The sequence below is a fragment of the Paenibacillus sp. FSL R5-0908 genome, assembly GCF_038006245.1.
GTDB classification, from domain to species: Bacteria; Bacillota; Bacilli; order Paenibacillales; family Paenibacillaceae; genus Paenibacillus_AQ; species Paenibacillus_AQ odorifer.
The window spans coordinates 6,154,559-6,169,867 of record NZ_JBBOUV010000001.1 but is presented as its reverse complement, the minus strand read 5'-3'; the positions used below and the strand labels follow the sequence as shown (position 1 = coordinate 6,169,867).

10 protein-coding genes are annotated in these 15,309 nt (G+C 48.3%); 7 read left to right on the top strand and 3 right to left on the bottom strand.

Annotation, left to right across the window (positions count from 1 at the left end; genetic code table 11):
- The first annotated feature begins 27 nt into the window (after positions 1-27).
- The gene (locus MKZ09_RS27980; protein WP_036679782.1) at positions 28-813 is read left to right on the top strand and encodes a helix-turn-helix domain-containing protein; all 786 of its coding nucleotides are present in this window, start codon (positions 28-30) and stop codon (positions 811-813) included.
- A gap of 790 nt (positions 814-1,603) precedes the next feature.
- Positions 1,604-2,347, top strand: coding sequence for a 2,3-diphosphoglycerate-dependent phosphoglycerate mutase (gpmA, locus tag MKZ09_RS27975; protein WP_076134210.1), 744 nt, complete (start codon positions 1,604-1,606; stop codon positions 2,345-2,347).
- A gap of 1,445 nt (positions 2,348-3,792) precedes the next feature.
- Here gpmA and asd read toward each other — a convergent pair.
- Together asd and MKZ09_RS27965 are read right to left on the bottom strand one after the other, a co-directional pair.
- Positions 3,793-4,584, bottom strand: coding sequence for an archaetidylserine decarboxylase (gene asd / locus MKZ09_RS27970; RefSeq protein ID WP_076208705.1), 792 nt, complete (start codon positions 4,582-4,584; stop codon positions 3,793-3,795).
- Positions 4,585-4,670: 86 nt separating this feature from the next.
- A complete protein-coding gene (locus tag MKZ09_RS27965; RefSeq protein ID WP_076208706.1) occupies positions 4,671-5,765 on the bottom strand; it encodes a YheC/YheD family endospore coat-associated protein in 1,095 nt (364 codons plus the stop codon).
- A gap of 217 nt (positions 5,766-5,982) precedes the next feature.
- On the opposite strand from MKZ09_RS27965, the gene MKZ09_RS27960 reads away from it, so the two are divergent.
- The 5 genes from MKZ09_RS27960 (at position 5,983) to MKZ09_RS27940 (ending at position 14,570) form a co-directional block, all read left to right on the top strand.
- The gene (locus MKZ09_RS27960; protein WP_076208707.1) at positions 5,983-10,671 is read left to right on the top strand and encodes a WIAG-tail domain; all 4,689 of its coding nucleotides are present in this window, start codon (positions 5,983-5,985) and stop codon (positions 10,669-10,671) included.
- Between the two features lie 626 nt (positions 10,672-11,297).
- On the top strand, positions 11,298-12,140 hold the full coding sequence (locus MKZ09_RS27955) for a glycosyltransferase family 2 protein (RefSeq protein ID WP_256719347.1): 843 nt from the start codon (positions 11,298-11,300) through the stop codon (positions 12,138-12,140).
- Positions 12,137-13,057 carry a glycosyltransferase family 2 protein gene (locus MKZ09_RS27950; RefSeq protein WP_111505479.1) on the top strand — a complete coding sequence of 307 codons (921 nt, stop codon included), beginning with the start codon at positions 12,137-12,139 and terminating at the stop codon, positions 13,055-13,057. The genes MKZ09_RS27955 and MKZ09_RS27950 overlap by 4 nt, the downstream gene beginning before the upstream one ends.
- Entirely contained in the window at positions 13,054-13,791 is a 738-nt protein-coding gene (locus MKZ09_RS27945; RefSeq protein WP_076208709.1) for a glycosyltransferase family 2 protein, read from the top strand. Before MKZ09_RS27950 ends, MKZ09_RS27945 begins: the two co-directional genes overlap by 4 nt.
- A 47-nt stretch (positions 13,792-13,838) precedes the next feature.
- Positions 13,839-14,570, top strand: coding sequence for a sugar phosphate nucleotidyltransferase (locus tag MKZ09_RS27940; protein ID WP_076208710.1), 732 nt, complete (start codon positions 13,839-13,841; stop codon positions 14,568-14,570).
- Between the two features lie 65 nt (positions 14,571-14,635).
- On the opposite strand, the gene MKZ09_RS27935 is transcribed toward MKZ09_RS27940, so the two are convergent.
- Complete coding sequence (locus tag MKZ09_RS27935) at positions 14,636-15,151, bottom strand: GNAT family N-acetyltransferase (RefSeq protein ID WP_076208711.1); 516 nt, start codon at positions 15,149-15,151, stop codon at positions 14,636-14,638.
- Between the last annotated feature and the right edge of the window lie 158 nt (positions 15,152-15,309).

Sequence of the window (15,309 nt, the reverse complement as noted above, 5' to 3'; positions counted from 1 at the left end):
CTAACAAAACTTTTAGGAGGGAACGTTATGCTGCATGCATCGCCGTCCTCTTTTGTTATTTTGCCGGCTCTGGCTAAGATTGTATGCGAGCCGGGCTGGAAATGGCAAAAAAGAGAGAAGTCGCTGCAAAATTATGATTTATTTTATGTATGGAGCGGGGAAGGGACGGTTGTGCGTAACGATGAACCCTTTCAAGTAGGAAAGGGAAGCTGCTTCCTTTTTCGTCCGGGTGACCATACAAGTGCTACACATAATCCGCAAAAGCCACTTGTACTTACATATATTCATTTTGATGTCTCCGAAGAGGTGACGGATATTCCGCTGCCCTATCGTGAGCTTACAGAAACCGTTGAATTTGAACATCTGCTTGCTCGGTACGTTCGACTATTTCTGGTGGATACTTACGCCGCTGAGGAAGAAGGGCAGCTTGTACTGAAGCAGCTGATGATTCATCTGCTGAGGGAGGACCGTGTGAAGCCAGTAGAACGTTATGTTAGCAACCATTTGACAGAAATCATTCACGAAATAGCGAACTATGTGAGCCAACATCCGGGGATTGCACATCGAGTAGAGGATCTTGCTGCACGTGCGGGGCTTTCACCGCGGTATTTTTCAATTAAGTTCAAGGAGCTTACGGGTTCTTCTGTGCAGTCTTATGTCATCCGAGCCCGTATTGAGCGTGCTCAGCATTTACTGCTGTACGCGGGAATGAATGTTACTGAGGTAGCAGATGCGCTTGGATATCGTGACATTTTCTTTTTCAGCCGCCAGTTCAAGCAATATACCGGAAAAAGTCCATCTGAGATCCGCTGATTCACTTTTGTTGTTTCAGTTTGTTCAACCAAGGGTAAATACTTTGCAGTTTAGTTTACAGAGAATTTACATAACTTCTTGGAAGGAGACTCTTGGCATGATCATCAGACGCAGAATTTGCAACACGGATTGTAAGAGTGGAGGCGGAGGTATTTTTAGAAACCGCTTAAAACGCTTAAAGCAGGCGAATGCTTTTGTCGTGGATAGCTGGTTCTAATTGAACAAGCAAGCATAGAATTGCATGATATGACTAAAAATATAAATAGCCGGGGCCGTGAGGCATCCGGTTTTTTTGTGTTGTTAGAAAATGATATATATAATGAATTTAAGTCGAAGATTAGAGTAACTGATGGGCATTTCATCGTGCCTCACGTTGTATTTTGTACAATAGATTGAATCTAATAGCAGTCGAATTTGAATTCTGTGGCATATCTTACATTCAAATTCAGAAGAAACAGCCTTTCTAGAGATTATCACGATAATCTATTGCACGAAGTACAATGTAATGTATCTTCAAGTGAAAGTTAAGATTTTCTGTTGCACATTCTGCAATGAAGCGTACGCTCATTTACCACAATATCCACACACCATGCACGCTCCATGCACGCTCCATGCACGCCTCATTCACGTACCTTTGAGGATGTTTAATAGGCCTAACTATGAGGTAGCAGTAGATATTTATTTCTACGATTGGGTTATTACTAAGATGAGAGCTTTCTGCGATACGTTTCGCATAATGTTGTTCGTCGGTAGAAAATATAAGGTCCATAGTTGGAAGGAGAGAGAGGAAATGTACGAAATTGTACTTATACGTCATGGTGAGAGCCAGTACAATGTGCAGAATTTGTTCACAGGCTGGAGTGACCCGGATTTAACGGAGAAGGGTATCCAAGAGGCAAAGACTGCTGGCAAGCTGTTGAAGGACGCTGGGTATACATTTGATCTGGCTTTTGCTTCGGTACTCAAACGCTCGATTAAAACTCTTAACTATATACTGGATGAGATGGATTTGCTGTGGATTCCCGTGCAAAAGTCTTGGAAATTGAATGAACGCCATTACGGGGCATTGCAGGGATTAAGTAAAAGCGAGACAGCGCTAAAATATGGAGATGAGCAGCTGCATATCTGGCGGCGGAGTTTATCGGTGAGACCCCCGTTGCTGGAGCTTGATGATCCTAGGTATGCCAGAAACGATATTCGCTACAGCAGTGTTCGTCCGGGAGATATCCCGCGTGGAGAGAGCCTGGAGGACACTGTACATCGTGTAGGCGATTTCTGGGGAAACCGGATCGTACCTCTTTTGCGTAAAAAAGAACGGGTGCTTATCTCAGCCCACGGCAATACGCTGCGTGCATTGATTAAATTTATGGAGGATATTGATGAAGCGGCATTACTGGAGCTCAATATTCCTACAGGAGTACCGCTCGTGTACAAACTGGATGAGGACATGAATCCTATCAGTCGCTTTTATCTAGGAGATCCGGAACAGGTAGCGGCCAAGGCGCTTGATGTTGCTAAGCAGGGACATGTGTAATTGGCTTGTAATAAGTGTATAGGCGTAGCAGGTGTATTGAGTATAACGGGTGTGGCAGGTATAGTAAGCAAAACGGGGCGTACAGGTTAAATAAACGCAACAGGTGTAGTAGGTTATATAAGCGTAACAGGCGTAATAGGTGTAATAAGCATATTAGGGCGTAGCAGGTTGAACAAGCATAACAGGTGTATTGGGTTAAATAGGCGCAACAGGCGTAATAGGTGGGTTACATGAAAAGATAAAAGGACAGCCTTGGGGCTGTCCTTTTTGTTATTAGTGTGTTTGTGACCAATCAAATGTGCGAAAATGGCGCGTTTAAGGTCAGCTGGGTCCGATAGCGTTGAATGCTAACGTTCCACCAATTCTCCGTAGATCCTGACAATGCTCCACCAGCCCTCGACTAACGCTCGACTAGTCCTTAACTAACGCTCGACTAGTCCTTAACTAACGCTCGACTAGTCCTTAACTAACGCTCGACTAGTCCTTAACTAACGCTCGACTAGTCCTTAACTAACGCTCGACTAGTCCTTAACTAACGCTCGACTAGTCCTTAACTAACGCTCGACTAGTCCTTAACTAACGCTCGACTAGTCCTTAACTAACGCTCGACTAGTCCTTAACTAACGCTCGACCAGCCCTCGACTAACTCTCGGCCAGCCCTTAACTAACGCTCGACCATCCCTCAACTAACTCTCGGCCAGCCCTTAACTAACTCTCGACCAACCTCCACCAACGCTCTGCAAATGCTTACGGACTAAGCAGCCGCTATTTGCCCATTTATCGCCATTTGGGCGGAGTTTCGGACTCCAGCGTCGCTATTACTCGAGAATCGACTCTAATATGGTGTTTTTCATGCCAATAGCTGCGGTGGAGTCCGATAGAATCGCAAATGTGTGAAAAAGCCGCGTATAAGGTCAGCTGGGTCCGATAGCAGTAAGCGCACACCTTCCACCAGCTCTCCGTTGATTCTCGACCAACGCTCTACCAGCCCTCGACTAACGCTCTACCAGCCCTCGACTAACGCTCGACTAGCCTCGACCAACCTCGACCAACCTCGACCAACCTCGACCAACCTCCACCAACGCTCTGCAAATGCTTACGGACTAAGCAGCCGCTATTTGCCCATTTATCGCCATTTGGGCGGAGTTTCGGACTCCAGCGTCGCTATTACTCGAGAATCGACTCTAATATGGTGTTTTTCATGCCAATAGCTGCGGTGGAGTCCGATAGAATCGCAAATGTGTGAAAAAGCCGCGTATAAGGTCAGCTGGGTCCGATAGCTAACGATAGCTAACGATAGGTATACGATGGCTAGACGATAGCTAGAGGGTTCACGCCCGCAACTGTGCTCCACACTAAGTTCCAAAAATTAGAGGGCATCTCAGCAGCCATTTTATGGCTGCTGAGATGCCCTCTAATTTTTCTTGGAATTCGCCTAACTCTCCCTACAAAGGTCGATGCAACGTTCCCAGTAGCTCGCCCATTTTTACCTTCGAGTTGACCTCAAGCTTGGGTCTCGGGGTAAAGGTACCGCTTTCCGTGAGCAGCACTACGGTGGAGCCAAACTCAAAATAAGCCAGATCATCGCCTATTTGCCACTCGGCAGCTGTATCATCCGTATAACGGATACTGCTGACGTTCATTGCGCCTACCTTTACTACCGCGGTTTCTCCGTGACTCCCGGCAATATACGTAATGAGACGTTCGTTGCGGTTCAGGACACCCTTCATATGTCGCATTCCGAAATCGTTGACAGGATAGGCCCGTCCGCGAATATAATCGCTCTCCACCTTTTGTCCGGTAAGGGGAGAGTGAATCCGGTGATAATCGGTAGGACTCAAATAAAGAACGAAGAAAAAACCCTTCTTGTACAGCTCCAGATGCGGGGAGTGATTAAGGAGATCCTCGATCTTATAATCCTGCCCTTTTACATTCATAATCGTACCGGCGGTAATACCACCCATAGCAGTAATCGTTGCGTCTACGGGACTAACCAAAGCGTCAGCGTCGGTTGCAATAGGCCGCATGCCCGGCTTCAGCCGGCGGCTGAAAAACTCATTAAGAGTGTGATATTCTCCAGGATTTTTCTCCGCTTGAGCGGAGGGGATTTGATAAGTCTTAATAAATGCCGGGATAAGAAAACGGCTGATTCTACTATGAGAAAAAGATCCCATTAACCGTGAAAGCCACCGGTGTGAGGATAGCTCGGTCATCAGCCGTAGCAATTGTTTTACCATGCCCATCTCCCTTCCATAATGCAGCAGTACGGTTGTATACGGGTCGTCTCTGCTCTGCATTATATTGACATAGAATAGGAGACAAATCAATAACTGTTATATACAGTACTGTTCGTTTCTATTAAAAAACGTGCGTATCCCATAGGTCTGCGATAGCTGTCTTTCCAAATTTCCGTAAGGCCGGCTTTATGAAATCCGTAGCGTTGGTCGCGACCGTTACATTCTATAAAGAAGAGTCGTCCGTCCTTAGTAATGCCTATATCCAGTCCGATATCGGCCAGTCCGGGAAGGTCTTGCTCCAGACACCGTGCGATTGCAAGGCTAAGTATTTCGACAGACATACGGATGTGGGCCGCTGTGGATCTTGAAAAGGATTTTTCGAGCGCCAGGGAGGAGCTTAACGCTTCTCCTCCGCGGGCTATATTGGAGACAAAGCCCCCGGGGGCAGCCAGTTTGGCGAAGAGCCCTGTGACCTGCCAATCTCCTCCCCAGCCGCGCTGAACGGTGACGCGTAGATCAAAGGGACGTCCTCCAATCTCAGCAAGGGGAATACGTTCTTGTACAAGATATGGCACGGAGGTTAGGCGTGCGCGAAGCGCTTGTGGCAACGCCGCCGGATTAACGGGAATACTTCTCCAGCGCTGCATCGAAGGGGAGAGGTAGCTCAAGGTCCAACGCTGAGCTCCCTTGCGGACCAGCCGCATGACCCCATTTCCTATACTTCCACGGCAAGGTTTAAGAATGAGATCGGGATAAAGATTCATCATTTCTTTTAGGCCTGAGACTCTCGTTGTTACGGGTAAATATTCGCGAAGCTCCGTATTTTTTTCAAGCAGCTGATGGATCTCATCTTTGCCGTATCGATTACATGTATTGAAAATCAGGGGATAGTGCTTCAGCAGACGCTGCATCCCAGGGCTGTTTTTGCTGTATATTGCCCGGTTATGGATAACAGCAGGCGTAGGAACAACTACGCTTTTATATCCATTAGCTCCCTTTATATAGGCGGCACTAAAGCCTGTGTCCGTATCGATGTCCGCGAGCTTCAGGAAGCAAGGGACTAAACCGTATGCCGCCGCGGCCTCTTCATAGTTGGCAAGAGACTCCTGTCCTGTTTTTAGCCGGGGAACGCCCCGGTGCATATCGGCATTTAGTAATATTCCAACGAGCTTATGCCCCATGTTTGTTCCTCCTGTTTCATCGGTTACATGATCCCTGCTTTTTCTACTCTTGTCATAGTATGTTTGTACCCGCGTGTCAGGGTGGACGAATGCGCGAAGGCAGATGCCTTTTTTTATACATAATCTTATGAAGGCCTCATCGCAAAAGGGTGTCATAAGCCCATACCGCTGCATATGATGCCTAGGAGAAACATTAGATGGAAGGAGGAGACTGCTTGTGAGGGGTTCCAAAAAAAAGCAGCCGCGCAGTCCACAGAAACGACTCTATTTTGTAGATAATCCCAATAAAGAGGAACTGAGTATGCTGGATACCAAAAGCAGCTCTAGAAGCTCGGGGAATAACAGTGACGGAGTCAGTGAAGCAGAGATCGCGGAAGTTCAGGTAAGTGGGGGAGCAATAGCTGAAGTCGTTCTAGAGGAGCCAACTTCTACTCCAGTTCTACAATTGGAGCCGGAGCTTATAGAGGAAGCGCAGCTTCAGAAACAGGCGGATAATCTTCCTGAAACCGTATGGTTCGCTCCTCCAGAGAAAGAACGTTTTCAGCCCGTTTATACAGATGATCTTTCGGATGCAGCGGTGACCGGAGCCAAAATCGCTCCACGTACCATTGACGGTTCTAAGCTAAAGTTCGGCATTATTGGTACACCTTGGCTGCAAGATTACGCTGTACAGAGTATCAATATCGCGGACAAGGCAGTCACTTCTGCAAAAATCGCACCAGAATCGATTGTGGGCGAGCATTTAGCAGAAGGAAGCGTTAGTGGCGGTAAGCTGCTGGATCATTCGATCAGTGGAGAGAAGCTGAAAAATGGCAGTATTAGTCCAGAGAAGCTGGCTGATCGGATTATAGGCGGCGGTCAAATTGCAGATAAAGCCATTGAGAGCCGCCATTTAAGCGATTTGATTATTACTGCGGATTTACTGGAAGATGGAGCCGTTACTAGTGACAAAATAGGAAGCAGCAGCATCACAAGTCGCCACCTAGCAAACGGCAGTGTTGACCGTTCCAAGCTGGCCGATGCAGCGGTATCTGGCGATAAAATTGCTGATGGTGAAATCAGCAGCTCAAAGCTAGCGGATGCTGTCATTGAAGGCCGCCATCTTAGCGACGCTTTGATAACCGCCAGACATCTGGCCCCGGGAGCGATTGGTTCTGATCAGCTTGCCAGCAAATTGATCGGTAAAGAACAGCTGCAGACGGGTATTATCGAAGGCGGACATTTAGCTGATGGAGCCATAGGCTCCAAGCAACTTGGTGCAGATGTCGTGAGAAGCATCCATTTAAGCCCAGAAAGTGTGAATGGTAATCATATCGGTGATGGCGAAATATCGAGTCGGCATTTGGCTGACCGCAGCATCTCTTTTTTAAAGCTGGCTGAGGGTGCAGTAGGGACTGCACAGTTAGTGGAGCAAGCGGTAACCTCGTCCAAAATTGCTGACCAAAGCATTCTCCCACATAAGCTGGCAGACGAAGCAGTGACCACAAGACATATTGCTAAATCCGCCATTCGCGGACCTCAAATTGCTATGCAAGCCATAACTTCTATTCATCTGGAACGCGAAGCAGTGAATCATTCGCATATAGCTGCGGAAGCGGTCGGCTCGGAGCAGCTCAAGGAAGAAGCTATTCAGACTCAACATTTATCTTCCGGTGCTGTGACTGGAGAACAGCTGGCTTCAGAATCTGTGGGTGGGGAGCATCTTCGTGCACAGAGCGTTACTTCAGCCAAGTTGGCAGATGGAAGTGTGAATGCAGCTAAGCTGGCAGCAGGTGCAGTGATTGGCAGCGCGATTGCGCGTGAAGTAGTCAGTGGTGAACATATCGCTTTTTGTACAGTGGAGGAAAAACATCTGGCGGATGCCAGTGTGAGCGGCCGTGTATTGCAGGATGCTGTGGTAAATAAGGATCATTTGGCCACGGGAGCCGTGGAACGAAGACATCTTGGTGAAAATAGTGTGACTTCCGCTGCGATTCAATCGGGCTCAGTTTCAGGAGATAAGCTGGCTTCCGCTGCGGTGAGAGAAATTCACCTGGCAGCAGGAGCCGTGCAGCCTCATCATCTGGCCGATCATGCAGTGACCTCGTTGAAGCTTTCACCGGAAAGTGTCTCAACGGATAAAATCAGTGATTTAGCAGTCACTTCGGCTAAGCTTGCAGACGGCAGCATAGAATCCAGTAAACTGGCGGCGTCAGCAGTTCAAGCTGAGCATTTGTCGGTAAATGCTGTAAGTTCGAAAACCATAAGCGAAAGTGCCGTTCAAAGTAGACATTTGAATCCCGGCAGTGTCAGTGGAGCGCATATCCGGCCGTTGTCTATCGGGAATGGTCATATCCTTCCGAATTCTATTTCTGCGGTTCAAATCCAAGAGGGCAGTATTAATAGCTCTAAGCTGGTAAAAGGTGCCGTGGATTCTCAGCATCTTTCACCTGGTAGTGTAGACGGCAGCCATCTGTGTATCGATACGATTGAAGGCCGTCATATCCTACCGGGTGAGATCACGCTGGCTCATCTGGCGGAAGAGGTACGTAGCTCTGAGTTGCTGCCAGACGGATGCATAACTGGGGAGAAGCTGGCAGAAGGATCGGTAGATTCCATTCATCTCCTACCTGGAAGTGTGAACGGAAGCCATTTGAATTCGGGTTCTGTCGAAGGTCGACATATCCTACCGGGTGAGGTCACGCTTGCTCATCTGGCTGCAGATGCATATACCTCCGACTTGCTGCCTGAAGGCAGTATTACCGGGAAGAAGCTGGCGGGAGCATCCGTAGATTCTATTCATTTGGTGTTTGGAAGTGTGGAAGGCGGACATCTGAGTTCAGGTTCCGTGGAAGGACGTCATATTGGAAAAGGTGAGATTACCCTAGCTCATCTCGCCGATGAAACCCGAAGCGCTGATCTGCTGCCAGACGGTAGTATTACTAGAGAGAAGCTGGCGGAAGAATCCGTAAGTTCTATACATCTAGTGCCTGGCAGTGTGGATGGTAACCATTTAGGCCCAGACACAGTTGAAGGGCGTCATATCCGATATGGTGAGATCACGCTGGCTCATTTGGCAAAAGAAACACGCAGCTCTAAATTGCTGCCAGACGGTAGTATTTCTGGAGTGAAGCTGGCACATGCTTCCGTAAATTCAAATCATTTAGTACCTGGAAGCGTGGAAGGCGTTCATCTAAGTTCAGGTTCTGTCGAAGGGCGCCATATTGGAAAAGGTGAGATTACGTTAGCTCATCTGGCCGAAGAAACACGTAGCGCTGACTTGCTGCCAGACGGTAGCATCACTCGGGAGAAGTTGGCGGAAGAATCCGTAAATTCTAATCATCTGGTGCCTGGAAGCGTAGATGGCAGTCATTTGAGTCCGGACACAATAGAAGGACGTCATATCCGATACGGTGAGATCACGCTGGCTCATTTGGCCGAAGAAACACGCAGCTCCAATTTGCTGCCAGACGGTAGCATTACTGGGGAGAAACTGGCGAAAGCATCCATAAATTCAAATCACCTTGTATCTGAAAGCGTGGAGGGAACTCATCTGAGTCCGTCTGCAATAGAAGGACGCCATATTGGAAAAGGTGAGATCAAGCTAGCGCATCTGGCGGATGAGGTACGCAGCTCCGAGCTGCTGCCAGACGGAAGCATTACTGGGGAGAAGCTGGCGGAAGCTTCCGTAGAAGCAATTCATCTAGTGCCTGGAAGTGTGGATAGAACTCATCTGAGTCCGTCTGCAGTAGAAGGTCTCCATATTGGAAAAGGCGAGATCAAGCTAGCACATCTAGCGGATGAGGTACGCAGCTCCGAGTTGCTGCCGGATGGCAGTATTACCGGTAAAAAGTTGGAGGGTGGATCTATTACTGCCTACCACTTGGCTCCTGGCAGTGTCTATGGGGGACACTTAGGGGGGAATGCGGTAGATAGCCGCCATATCCGTGCTGGAAGCATTACTCTGAATCATTTGGCAGAAGAAGTGCGCAGCGCTGATTTATTGCCGGAAGGCAGTATAACAGGCGAGAAGATTGAAGTCGGGACGATCCAGTCTTTCCATTTGGCCCAAGGCAGCGTCTCTGGAGGTCATTTGGCCGGGGATGCGGTGGATGGACGCCATATTCGATCGGACAGCATCACCCTGAAGCATTTGGCAGAAGAGGTACGCAGTGCGGATTTGTTACCGGATGGCAGCATTACGGAAGAAAAACTCGCTGAAGGCTCCGTGAGTTCTTCACAATTACAACCATGGAGTGTTTACGGAGAGCATCTTGCTGACAAGATCGTGGCAGATCGGCATTTGCAGCCTGGCATCATCAAATTAGAACATCTTGCGGATGAAACGCGCAGCTCAGCACTGCTCCCGGATGGCAGTATCAACGGAGCTAAGCTGAAGGAAGGCAGTATCGAGTCCGCTCATCTGACAGAAGGTGCAGTAGGGACAACAGAGCTTCAGGATGAAGCGGTAGTAGCATCCAAAATCTCTTCGTTTGCGATTCAAGCCCGCCATCTGGAAGAAGAGAGTGTTCAGGAATATCATATTTCCCCAGGTGCAGTAAACGGGACTCATCTGGCACCGAACTCTGTAAATACAGATCATCTGTCCTTCAGTCCGATTCAGACAGCTGGGAAGCGAGAAGCACTACAGCAGTTTGGAATGACGGCATTTATGTTCAATGGGGATGCAGAGAGTGTAGAGGTGACCGTATCGTTTGATGAGAGCTTTGGGCATACGGGTTATGTGCTTGTTGCCATGACCAATCAGCCTTACTTCTATGCTTCCTTAAAGAGCAGGGCCAATGGAGAAGCGGTGATTCAAGTGGTGCGGCTGCGCGAAACTCCGCATTTCTATGGGGTCATCTCTTGGATTGCTATAGGCGCTCCCTTAGCTAAACCGGCAGCGGATGATCGCGTATTTGATTGAACCTTAAGCAGTTCCTCTTAAAAACAGCAGAGCAGCGAATCTCCTTATTGGAGATCGCTGCTCTGTTTTTTTTGGGGAGGAACGGTACATGTCAGCATCGCCGGGTTCTAATCAATCGCTGTGGCTGCGGCTCTGTCCGATAGCCTGGTAGTCTAAACATCAGATGCCACTACGGACCCAGATGGCGTTATTTGCAGGTTTATCGTTTTTTGAGGCTGGTTTCGGACTTTAGTGACGCTATTGTATAGAGCATTATTGGGTTCTTTTCATGCCAATAGCTGCTATGGAGTCCGTTAATAATCTAAAAGTGTGATAATGCGGCGAATAGGGGCAACTGTGTCCGATAGCGCTAATGTCTAAACATCCGCTGCAGATTCGGTTGTGTCCGATACTGTCCTAACCTAATCGCCCTGCCGCGGACACAATCTGCGTTCGTTACCGCCACAGATTGTGTCCGCGGCAGCTGGCTATGTGCAATGTATCTAAGCCGAAGTTTGGTGGGGAGTACATTTGTCCTGTTTTCAGAACGACAGGAGACAATTGCCGTTACCCTGTACGTTGTAGTACATAAACTGTGTTGTAACCCTCAGCCTGAAGAATTGGCTCTGTAAGGAAGGTGGATGAGCATGAAGCCCAAACGAACTTCTGCCCGCCGCACAGGACGGCGGGTCTCTCGGATGAAGCGGCGGACTTCACGCCCAGTGCGGCAAGTCGCTGTAGTCCCTATAGTTAACCATCCTAATCCCTATGTTTCGGTTATTATTCCAGCCATGAATGAAGCTCAGACCATTGCGGGAGTGATATCTGGAGCCAGAGGGGTCCATCCGCGCTGCGAGGTAATTGTGGTCGTGAATGGATCCACTGATCAAACGGCAGGGATTGCACAATCGCTGGGTGCGCGTGTTATTTCCTATGAGTTGCCGCTTGGACACGACGCTGGCCGTAGTGTGGGAGCTGAGGCAGCCAAGGGCGAAATCCTATTGTTTACAGATGGAGATTTGGTGATACATGCTTCGGGGCTGCGTCCTTACGTCACTGCTGTTAGTGGTGGAGTGGACATAGCGCTTAATGATTATTCCGGTCCGGTCCGGAAGCTGTCCCCCCATCCGGTGGTGCTGTCTAAACATGCACTGAATATTCTGCTTGGCCGTCCAGATCTGAAGGGATGTTCGATGACGGCAGTTCCGCACGCAATCAGCCGCAGAGCACTTGATATTTTAGGGAGCGATTCATTATCACGTCCTCCACTGGCGCATGCCCAGGCAATTCTTAGTGGACTGCAAGTGGTAGCCGCTCACAAAGTACCTGTAGGGAAGTTAAATGCGGTGAGGCGCAAGGAAGACGGCATAGATCCATTGCAGCAGTTGATTACAGCGGATCATATGGAGGCTGTATCCCTCTTGCTGGAACATCGGGGGAACAGAGCGGGCTTTGGCGACGGAACCCGGCGCAGAGAGATGGTGAGATGATGGTTGCAACTTTACGAGGCACAGCAGCTCGAACGGCAAAGAAACGCCCAATCCGTCACAGGTCAGCCAATCGCTCTGTAAAAGCCAACGCTGCTGCTCGCCCGCTTCTGTCTCGGCAATCGAAGGCAGGCAAGGAGACTCTGAAATTACCGAAGTTACGCGGGACTTTGTCAGTCATTATCTCCGCGCGTAATGAGGAGCAGACCTTGTCACGTCTGCTGCATCAGGTTGCACGGCTTGAACCTGCAGAAATTATCGTCGTACTTAATGGCTGCAGTGATAACTCTTTTCCTATTTCTAGACAACATCGTCAAGCCATTGTAGTACACTGCCCAGAGTCTGTCGGACATGATGTGGGTCGGGCTATCGGTGCGAAGCTGAGTCGCGGGGATATATTGCTTTTTCTGGATGGAGATATGGTCATTCCGGCCTCTCAGCTCGTTTCATTCACGGCGGCTGTAGATCGTGGGATTGATGTAGCTCTTAATGATTTAGACTCACTGATGCCTTCTTTTGGATTATGTGATGATGTCACCCGCAGCAAACTGTTTCTGAATTATGCTCTGGATAGGTACGATCTAGGGGTTAGCTCTATGACAGCTGTTCCTCATGCGCTTTCGCGGCATGCGCTTGAGACCATAGGCTACCGTGAATTGATGGTTCCACCTAAAGCCCAAGCTCGTTCTGTATTAGAAAAGTTACGGGTGGAGAAGGTAGGAACGGTAAATGTTATTAAACATAATCGGCTGCGCAAGGCAAATACAGGGGTTGGAAATGCTGTGGAAAAACTGATCATAGGAGATCATGCTGAGGCTCTACATGAGGTTCTTTCCCGGCGAAAAGCTGGCGGTCTGCTAAGTAGTGAGACACAGCGTGAGTACCGCAGACAGGTAGCCGCTTGGAGGAATCGGATATGACGCTGACGAGTATTATTATTCCAACCTACAATGCGCTGCCCTTGCTGCGGGCCTGTGTGGAATCTATTCTTGCCTACACTCCACAGCCTTATGAGATTATCGTAGTGGACAATGCTTCAACGGACGGAACAGACACCTATTGCCGTGCGAATCATATAACGTTTATTTCATTGCCTGACAATCGCGGCTTTCCAACTGCATGCAATTTGGGGCTACAGCTAGCTTCAGGTGATGAAGTTCTGCTGCTGAATAACGATGTAGTGGTGTCTCAAGGATGGTTAACTAATCTGAAGAGAGCTCTATATAGTGCTCCTGATGTAGGTATTGTTGGGCCAGTCACAAACTATGCCAGTGGACGTCAACAGGTGAAGACCGATTATGAAGGTCTGATAGGTTTTCATCAGGCTGCTGAGAGGGCGAACCTTCCAAATCCCCAGAAATGGCTGGAGACGAGACGGCTGGTAGGATTATGTTTTTTATTCAAAAGAGAGCTGCTAACTTCCGTAGGTCTACTGGATGAGAGATTCTCACCTGGACATTACGAAGATGATGATTATTGTTATCGCGCCAGGATAAAGGGATATCGGCTGCTTATCGCCGGGGATTGCTTGGTGCACCATGAAGGAAGTGCAAGTTTCAAGCAAGTTTACAATACCGGACTGCAGGAACTAGTGAAACGAAATCGTAAGGTCTTTACAGATAAATGGAATGTAGACCCTATTAATTTTATGTGAAGTGCAGATCCGAAGGCAAAGGACGTAGATAAAGAGGAGGAAAGTAAGTGAAAGGAGTCATACTGGCGGGCGGAACAGGATCTAGACTTCAACCGCTGACCCGGCTTATGAACAAACATTTGCTTCCGGTCGGCAAATATCCTATGGTCTGTTACGGCATAGACCGGCTTCGCCGGGGAGGAATTACCGACATTCTTCTGGTCATAAGCAAGCAGTCTGCCGGCCTGTACACGGATTTTTTAGGTAGCGGTGCTGCATTTGGTGTATCTCTGACCTATAAAATTCAGGAAGCTGCCGGAGGCATTGCCGAGGCGCTTGATTTAGCAGAAGGGTTCATTTTTCCAGGGGAACGATTTGTTGTATTGCTCGGGGATAATCTTTTTATGGATGATCTGAAGCCTTATGTGGAGAGTTATCTTCGTCAGCCAGCGGGCACTGCAAAGGTGTTGCTGAAGCCGGTGGAGGACGCGCGCAGATACGGTGTACCTGTGTTTGATAGTCAAGATGCGGCATGGATTGCTTATATCGAAGAAAAGCCGGAGCATCCGAAGACCAATTATTGTGTAACTGGTATTTATATGTACGATGAAGCTGTATTTGATATCATCCGGCAGGTATCGCCTTCCAAGAGGGGGGAGCTGGAGATTACCGATGTAAATAATATATACGCCGCTGATCGCAGACTTAGTTATGATGTGCTTAAGGATTGGTGGAGTGATGCGGGGACGTTCCAGTCTTTGCACGAGGCGGGGGAAAAGTTAAAAGATGCACTGCCATAAGGCAGTGCTTTTTTTGTTGTAATCCTGCTATAGATAGCCGCAAGGGCTTTGAAATCACACGTTACTCAGAGGGCTCGGGGGTTGGAAATCCTCCACCAGATTAAATCCTCAGTTTCTTTGTATCTCTCAGAGCCTAGACGCTCCAATACTTTGTGGGAGGCTGTATTATCTTTTTCTGTGTCAGCGATTACATAGACAGCTTGGGGATGGGAGAAAATCCATGCATTAATTGTGTGTAGTGCCTCTGTTGCATACCCTTTTCTTCTATATTTCTCATCAATCCCATACCCTAGAATAACCTCGCCTTTCTCATTCGGGTAACCTTTAAGGATAATGAATCCTATAATACATTGATCTTCCCGATGAACGATGGCCCAGTTCGTTAACCATAGGTAATGGTCGGGGTCCTGCTGCACCTTTTTTAGCCTGATCTGCATAGCATATTGCATTTCATCATCAAGCGCCGCACTGATGGCAACTAAGCCTAATTGTTGCTGTAGCTCCGAATAGTTATCTATTGCTAGCGAGAGCTCTGGGGCAGTTAAAGGTATTAGATCGATACGCTTGCTTTCAAGCTTCATATATTCCCCACCAACCTTTGGTAAACTCAGGATTGCGCATTTCACATTTTAATCCTTTTAAATGTACTTAGCAATAACGTAATTTTTATGTCATTCCAGTCACGAATAGAGCCTTAACTTGTCGAGGATCCCGGCACCGTCCCGGCTCCTGCCGCATA

Coding starts and splice junctions, on each gene's coding strand:
- MKZ09_RS27965 (WP_076208706.1), bottom strand. CDS start 5,765: ATGGGGCATAAGCTCGTTGGAATATTACTAAATGCCGATATGCACCGG.
- MKZ09_RS27935 (WP_076208711.1), bottom strand. CDS start 15,151: ATGAAGCTTGAAAGCAAGCGTATCGATCTAATACCTTTAACTGCCCCA.
- MKZ09_RS27950 (WP_111505479.1), top strand. CDS start 12,137: ATGATGGTTGCAACTTTACGAGGCACAGCAGCTCGAACGGCAAAGAAA.
- MKZ09_RS27980 (WP_036679782.1), top strand. CDS start 28: ATGCTGCATGCATCGCCGTCCTCTTTTGTTATTTTGCCGGCTCTGGCT.
- MKZ09_RS27945 (WP_076208709.1), top strand. CDS start 13,054: ATGACGCTGACGAGTATTATTATTCCAACCTACAATGCGCTGCCCTTG.
- gpmA (WP_076134210.1), top strand. CDS start 1,604: ATGTACGAAATTGTACTTATACGTCATGGTGAGAGCCAGTACAATGTG.
- asd (WP_076208705.1), bottom strand. CDS start 4,584: ATGGTAAAACAATTGCTACGGCTGATGACCGAGCTATCCTCACACCGG.
- MKZ09_RS27955 (WP_256719347.1), top strand. CDS start 11,298: ATGAAGCCCAAACGAACTTCTGCCCGCCGCACAGGACGGCGGGTCTCT.